7 protein-coding genes and 1 pseudogene are annotated in these 6,912 nt (G+C 73.0%); 3 read left to right on the forward strand and 5 right to left on the reverse strand.

Features of this window, described 5'->3' with window-relative positions; translation table 11 throughout:
* Positions 1 to 35: 35 nt before the first annotated feature.
* The 3 genes from ABD339_RS27045 to ABD339_RS27055 form a co-directional block, all read right to left on the reverse strand.
* Entirely contained in the window at positions 36 to 410 is a 375-nt protein-coding gene (locus ABD339_RS27045) for a zinc ribbon domain-containing protein (protein WP_344569578.1), read from the reverse strand.
* A 159-nt stretch (positions 411 to 569) separates the two neighbouring features.
* Positions 570 to 1,340 carry a glycerophosphodiester phosphodiesterase gene (locus ABD339_RS27050; RefSeq protein WP_344569538.1) on the reverse strand — a complete coding sequence of 257 codons (771 nt, stop codon included), beginning with the start codon at positions 1,338 to 1,340 and terminating at the stop codon, positions 570 to 572.
* 5 nt (positions 1,341 to 1,345) lie between these two features.
* Complete coding sequence (locus ABD339_RS27055) at positions 1,346 to 2,416, reverse strand: adenosine deaminase (RefSeq protein WP_425576105.1); 1,071 nt, start codon at positions 2,414 to 2,416, stop codon at positions 1,346 to 1,348.
* 94 nt (positions 2,417 to 2,510) lie between these two features.
* On the opposite strand from ABD339_RS27055, the gene ABD339_RS27060 reads away from it, so the two are divergent.
* Both ABD339_RS27060 and ABD339_RS27065 read left to right on the forward strand, forming a co-directional pair.
* Positions 2,511 to 3,389, forward strand: coding sequence for a DUF4190 domain-containing protein (locus ABD339_RS27060; RefSeq protein WP_344569542.1), 879 nt, complete (start codon positions 2,511 to 2,513; stop codon positions 3,387 to 3,389).
* Between the two features lie 64 nt (positions 3,390 to 3,453).
* Positions 3,454 to 3,936, forward strand: coding sequence for a hypothetical protein (locus tag ABD339_RS27065; protein WP_344569543.1), 483 nt, complete (start codon positions 3,454 to 3,456; stop codon positions 3,934 to 3,936).
* On the opposite strand, the gene ABD339_RS27070 is transcribed toward ABD339_RS27065, so the two are convergent.
* Both ABD339_RS27070 and gabT read right to left on the reverse strand, forming a co-directional pair.
* A complete protein-coding gene (locus ABD339_RS27070; RefSeq protein ID WP_344569544.1) occupies positions 3,926 to 4,687 on the reverse strand; it encodes a phosphatase PAP2 family protein in 762 nt (253 codons plus the stop codon). The genes ABD339_RS27065 and ABD339_RS27070 overlap by 11 nt on opposite strands.
* A 331-nt stretch (positions 4,688 to 5,018) precedes the next feature.
* Positions 5,019 to 6,368 carry a 4-aminobutyrate--2-oxoglutarate transaminase gene (gene gabT / locus ABD339_RS27075; RefSeq protein WP_344569580.1) on the reverse strand — a complete coding sequence of 450 codons (1,350 nt, stop codon included), beginning with the start codon at positions 6,366 to 6,368 and terminating at the stop codon, positions 5,019 to 5,021.
* 303 nt (positions 6,369 to 6,671) lie between these two features.
* Between gabT and ABD339_RS27080 the strand changes: the two are divergent.
* Positions 6,672 to 6,912: pseudogene (locus ABD339_RS27080) on the forward strand (RDD family protein); the annotation flags it as partial.

Consider the following 6,912-nt stretch of genomic DNA (forward strand, 5'->3'; position numbering starts at 1 on the left):
CGTGGCCGCGTCGTGCGTGCTGGGGTGTGCCCGCTTCAGGACTGGTACGGGTTTCCCGGCTGCTGCTGGGGCTGCTGGGGCTGGTGCTGCCCGGCGTACGGGTTGCCGCCGTAGCCCGGCTGCTGCGGGACGCCGTTCATGCCCTGCGGCGCCCCCGGCTGTCCGCCCGGAGCCTGCGCCTGGGCCAGCATGCGCTCCGCCTCCTCCTTGGGCACCTCGCTCTGGGCTCCGCAGAAGGTGCACTGCAACGAGTGCTTCGCAGGTGCGATCGGGAAAAGCGGAATGAAGAAGAGGGAGAACTTCGTGACCCGTTTCCGCAGCCCGTGTGCGGACGGGTTGCCGCAGAAACCGCAGAGCAGATTCAGCATGGCCAGCTGCACCAGCTTGCTGGTGGTGCCGAAGATGATCACGGCGGGCTCCATTCACGTGTGCGTAGCTGTTGAACGGAAGCCAACCACCGGCCGGGCCGTCGGCGTAAGCCGAATCGTGTAACAGCCGTGCACCGACAGGCCCCCGAAGGTGTGCGGCAGGGCCCAGCGGCCCCGGCCGGCTCACCGGGCCCTGCCAACTCACCGGCCCCGCAGGGCCGTTCCGTCCCTCCGGTTCAGCTCTCCGACCAGCCGCGCGATGTGGTTCGTGGTGATCGAGTCGACGCCCATCGCTGTCAGCCTGCGCATGGTACGCAGCCGGTCCGCCGTCCACGCGGAGACCAGTCGGCCGTCCGCGTGCGCGCGTGCCACCAGTTCGGGAGTGAGCAGCCCGAAGCCGTAGTTGAGCCAGCGCGGGCGCAGCTCGTCCAGCAAGGTGGCCCGTACCGGAGCCGCGCGGTCCCAGCTGAGCGCCAGTTCGGCCGACGGGTCCGCGGCCCGCACCCGGCGCATGGCCTCCGGGCCGCCGCAGTAGTACACGCGCCCCGTGGCCCCGGCTTCCCGGACGGTGCCGACGGTGGCGCGTACCGCTGCCGGATCGGGCAGGTCGATCATCGTGCGGACCGCGCCGGTTTCCGCCAGCGCGGCGGCGAGCGAGGGGATGCCCGGGATCAGGGAGCCCAGCCGCTCACCGGTCAAGGCGGTGACGGCGGCATCGTGCCCCCACAGCCGTCGCAGCGTCCTGTCGTGCAGCACGACGGGCACCCCGTCCCGCGTCAGACGGACATCCAGCTCCACCGCGTCGGCGCCCTGCGCGATGGCCGCGCGGAAGGACGTCAGGGTGTTCTCGCGCGCGGTGAAGGGCGCCCCCCGGTGGGCGACCGCCGCCGGCCGCCCGGCGCCCCCCGTCAGCGGATCGGTGTCCGCTCGTGTGCGGAGCCCGTCGGGTGTGCCGTCGCCACGCGCCGTCATAGCGCTCACGCCTGCCGCTGCCAGGCGGCGAGGTGGGCGTCGATCTCCTCGTGCAGCCGTGCCTTGCCCGGCTCGTCCAGGAAGGAGACCTTGACGGCGTTCCTGGCCAGCGCGGCGACTCCCGGTGCGTCCAGGCCCAACAGCCGTGCGGCGATGGCGTATTCGGTGTTCAGGTCGGTGCCGAACATCGGCGGGTCGTCGCTGTTGACAGTGATCAGGACACCCGCTTTGGCCATTTCCACGATCGGATGGCTCTCCAGGGTCTCCACGGCGCGGGTCGCGATGTTGGAGGTGGGGCAGACCTCCAGTGGAATGGCCCGCTCCGCCAGGTGCTCCAGCAGCCGCGGATCCTGGGTGGCGCTGGTGCCGTGGCCGATGCGCTCGGCCCGCAGCGAGGTCAGCGCGTCCCAGATCGTGCCCGGCCCCGTGGTCTCGCCCGCGTGCGGCACGCTGTGCAGACCGGTGGCCAGCGCGCGGTCGAAGTAGGGCTTGAACTGCGGGCGCGGCACGCCGATCTCGGGCCCGCCCAGCCCGAAGGAGACCAGCCCGTCGGGTGCCATCCGAGTGGCGATCCTGGTGGTCTCCTCGGCCGCGGCCGGCCCGGCCTCGCCCGGGATGTCGAAGGCCCAGCGCAGCACCACTCCCAGCTCCCGCTCGGCGGAGACCCGGGCGTCCTCGATCGCCTCCAGGAACGCGCCGTCGGGAATGCCGCGGCTCACCGAGGAGTACGGGGTGACGGTCAGCTCGGCGTAGCGGATCGACTGGCGCGCCATGTCGCGGGCGATCTCGTAGGTGAGCAGCCGCACATCCTCCGCGTCGCGGATGAGATCGACGACCGAGAGGTAGATCTGGATGAAGTGCGCGAAGTCCGTGAAAGTGAAGTACTCGGCGAGCGCCTCGGGGTCGTCCGGAACCCCGGCGCCCGGATGCCGTGCGGCGAGTTCGGCGACGATCCGGGGGGAGGCAGAGCCGACGTGGTGGACGTGCAGCTCGGCCTTGGGCAGCCCGGCGATGAAGGCGCTCAGGTCGGTTGAATCGGACAAGTGGTGCCTCCGGCTCCTTGGGGACCGGTTCATCGTAGGTCGGATGGCCCGGGGCGGTGTCTGAGCTGGCGAATAGCATGGGACGACCAGCGCGCGGTGGGCAGCTGCGAGCGGGAGAGGGGACAGGATGGACGACGGGGCGGGGCACCCGCCGCCCTCCGGGGGACCGGGGCGGCAGGACGACCAGCAGCGGGGACAAGGGCAGATACCGGGACGCGGGCACGTGCAGGGTTCCTGGGCGGCCGGACCGTCCCCGAACGGCCAGGCGGGCAGCCCCGGTGGAGCCGGCCCGGAGCAGCCGCCGCCGATCCCCCTCGCCCCGGACGGGCCCGCGCAGCCGTACCCGGGGCAGCCCGGATACGGCGGACCGTACGGGTTCGGTCATGGCCACGGGCCGTCCGTCCCCGAGGCGGGATCCGGGCCCGGAGCGGTGCCGGGGGCGGGGCCGGCGGCAGGCCCCTATGGGACCCCGCCCGGGCACCCCGGTGCCCCCGGCCAGGCCGCCTATGGCGCGGGGGCGTACGCGTCCCATGGGTACGGCTGGCAGGGACCGCCGCCGCCCGTGGGCAAATCCGTCTCCGCCATGGTGGTGGGCATCGTCAGCGTGGTGCTGATCGTCACCTGCTGGGGCAGCTTTCTCAGCGTGCTCACCTCCACCGTGGCGCTCTTCCTCGGCATCAGCGCGCGCCGGGGCGTGCGCGCCGGGCAGCTGGGCGGGCGTGGCCAGGCGACGGCCGGCTTCGTGCTGGGGATCGTCGGGCTGGTCGGCTCCGTCGTCGTCAGCGCGCTACTGGTGGTTCTTCTGGCGACCGGCTCCGACGAGCCCGGCGGCGGTGGTCCCGGCCCCGGCCCGGGAAGCGGCCCCTCACGGGACGACGGGGACTCGTACGACGCGAAGGTGTCGGTCCCGACGATCCCCGGGAGCGTGGCGCCCCTCGGGAGCCGGGCCGGCGGGAAACAGGTCGGCGGAAGGCAGCCCGGCGGAAATACCGCCGAAGTGCTGTAAGGATTCCGCACCGGCCCGCTCTCCCTCGTGACGGCGTACGCAATCACGAGGAAAGGCGGAGGGCATGAGTGGCACGGCGGGGCCCGAAGGTGCTGTGGCGTGGTTGGCATCGGCCGCTGCGGATCCGGTGGCCTGCCAATGGGAGTGGGAGCGCAGTTCGCTGGGTGTCACGCTGCTGCCCGCCGGGCGGCTGTGGGACGTTCTGATCGTCGGCTCCGCGCTCGGTCACCCCGCGCTGGACGTGCTCACCGGCTGCCTCGACCAGCCAGGGCCCGTGCTCGCGGACTTCGGCGACTCCCGCATCGGCTTCTTCGTACCGCCGGGCACGGCCTCTCGCTGGCTGGGTACCGGGGTGCGCTGTGCCGGGCACGGCACCTGGGTCGTGGTGCCGTATCCGGGGCGGGCGACGGGAGGCACCCGCTGGCTCGTTCCGCCGGACGGCCGGGGCACGCTCAACGACCCGGTGGTGGTGGAAATGGCTCTGCACGAGGCCGCCGCACGGATCGCGGCGCACGAGGACGGCCGTGCGAGGGGGATCAACGACTGAGGTCCCGGCCCCGGCCCGAGGCCGGAAGACCGTGCCTGGCGGCTGCGGTGGCCGCCGCCAGCAGCACCGCACCCAGACACCAGCTCGCCGCCACATCCAGCGGCCAGTGATACCCGCGCCACACGAGCCCGAGTCCGTTGCCCGCGGTCACGAGCACGGCGACGGACCACATGGCGAGTTCGGCGAGTTCAGGGCCTGCGGCGGGTACGGCGCGTGCCGTGAGATCGCGGAGCACGCCGGTGAGCAGCAGGGCCGCGGCCCCGAAGGCGAGGGCCGTGGTCGCAGCGTGGCCCGAGGGGAAGAAGCCGCCGCCGCCCAGCGGCCCCGTCCTGTCCACCCCCGCCTTCAGACCGGAGACGAGCGGAGCCATCACGCCCAGGGCCGAGGCGTAGCACACCACCGGCCACCAGTCGCGGCCACGGCTGCGCCACAGCACCAGCGCCATGGCCACGGCCGGCACGGGGAGGGCGACGGGGAGATTGCCGAGGTCGGCGAGGAATTCCGTCACCCCCTGAGCAGGTGACGCTGCCCGCAGCACCTCCCCCGCCGTCTCGTCCCAGCGGCGCAGCGGCCCGTTCGCGAGCACCTGCCAGGTGAACAGCGCGAAGGCGACGGCGCACAGCAGCGCGGCGGCCGGGCCGGGGAATCGGGGGAGCCGCGCGGACGCGGTCGGCCGCCCGGGAACAGGGGGGACAGTTCCAGGGCGGCCGGGGCGATCGGGTTCCCGCGGATCCCGGGGGGTGTGGGACACGCGGTCAGCCGATCACCGTGGAGCGTGCGCGAGGGCACGACCGGGCCTGTCCAGGGGAGTGACGGGCTCGGACCGGAAGTCCGGGGAGATCCCCCCGTACATCCCGGCATCTGCGGAAACCGTACGGCAGGACGACGTCGCCGGACAGCCGGTCCGCGCTGCTGACATCGCCCCCGCACAGATTCTTCACCGGTACCGCTCCCGCCCGCATCGTCCGCCACAACTCCTCCGCGCGAGGTGCGGGTGACCGAACACCCGCACCTTTTCCGGGCCGCCCTCGCGCCGCTCGCCACCGCGCTCACCCGCCCACCGCGCTCACCCGCGCTCTCGCTCACAGACCGGAGAGCGCCTCCTCCAGCACGTCCAGGCCCTCGTTGAGCAGCTCCTCGCTGATCACCAGGGGCGGCAGGAAGCGGACGACGTTGCTGTAGGTGCCGGTCGTCAGCACCAGCAGGCCCTGCTGGTGGCACGCCTTGGCGAGCGCGGCGGTGGCCTCCGGGTTGGGCTCCTTGCCGCCGGGTCGGACCAGTTCGAGGGCGAGCATGGCGCCGCGTCCGCGCACCTCGCCGATGACGTCGGACTGGGCCGCCAGCTTCTCCAGGCGCGGCTTCATGACTTCCTCGATACGCCGTGCCTTGCCGGCCAGGTCCTGCTCGCGCATCGTCTCGATCGCGCCGAGCGCGGCGGCGCAGGCCACCGGGTTGCCCCCGTAAGTGCCGCCGAGGCCGCCGCTGTGCGCGGCGTCCATGATGTCGGCCCGGCCGGTGACGGCGGCGAGCGGGAGGCCGCCCGCGATGCCCTTCGCCGTGGTGATCAGGTCGGGGACGATGCCCTCGTCCTCGCACGCGAACCACTGGCCGGTGCGGCAGAAGCCGGACTGGATCTCGTCCGCGACGAAGACGATGCCGTTGTCCCGCGCGAACTGCGCCAGACGCGGCAGGAAGCCCTTGGCCGGGACGATGAACCCGCCCTCGCCGAGCACCGGTTCGATCAGGATGGCCGCGACGTTGTCCGGGCCGATCTGCTTGGTGATCTGGTCGATGGCCTGGGCCGCCGCCTCCTCGGCACAGTTCTCGGGCCCGGTCAGCCACCGGTAGGGGTAGGCGACCGGCACCCGGTAGACCTCGGGCGCGAACGGGCCGAAGCTGTGCTTGTACGGCATGTTCTTCGAGGTCAGCGCCATCGTCAGATTGGTGCGGCCGTGGTAACCGTGGTCGAAGACGACGATCGCCTGGCGGCCGGTGTGCGCCCGGGCGATCTTGACGGCGTTCTCGACGGCCTCCGCACCGGAGTTGAACAGCACGCTCTTCTTCGCGTGGTCACCGGGGGTGACCTTGGCCAGCTCCTCGCAGACCTCGACGTACGGCTCGTAAGGCGTGACCATCATGCAGGTGTGCGTGAAGTCGCCCAGCTGCTCGGTCGCCCGGCGGACCACGGCCTCCGCGCTGTTGCCGACCGAGGTCACAGCGATGCCGGAGCCGAAGTCGATGAACGAGTTGCCGTCCACGTCCTCCAGCACACCGCCGCCCGCGCGCCGCGCGAAGACGGGCATCACCGTGCCGATGCCGTTGGCGACCGCGGCCTGCTTGCGGGCCATCAGCTCCTGCGACTTGGGCCCGGGGACGGCGGTGACGACACGCCGCTCCTGGGGGAGAGCGGGGCCTCCGGGCAGTTCCGTCATTGCGGTCATAGCGCACTCCTCGGGAGGAACGGGGGACTGGCACTTCGCAGGCTAGGGGCACCTCCGGGGCCGACACATGCACCGCTCCGGAGAAGTGTGGCGCGCGTGTTGTCCGCCACGGACATAGGTGCCACCCGGGCCCCGGGGCGTAGCCCGGCACGTATGGGGACAGGTGCGGTCACGGCGGGCCGGGCCGGGCCCGCGGCCGTGGTCCAACTCCGATGAGCGGCCGCTAGATTGGGACAGGAGGGCGTCGGCCTCGCCGGGCCGGTGCGTCGGGGCGTCAGGGAGCAGAGGCAGCGCATGGACATGGGGCTTCCCCACCGGAAGCAGGGCACGGACGAGGGCACGGACGGCAGTGCGTGCGACAGCTCGTACGGCACCCCGAACGGCACCCCGTACGGTGCCGGGCGCGCCTGGGCCGAGCGCCCCGCCGGCCCAGGCGGCAACGACCTCCCGGCCGCCCCCGCCGGCCCGGCCACACCACCGCCGGCCGCCGCCCCTCCCCCGCAGCCGGCCGCCCCGCCGCCGCAGCCCGTCTCCG

The organism is Streptomyces axinellae (assembly GCF_039532135.1).
Lineage (GTDB): Bacteria > Actinomycetota > Actinomycetes > Streptomycetales > Streptomycetaceae > Streptomyces > Streptomyces axinellae.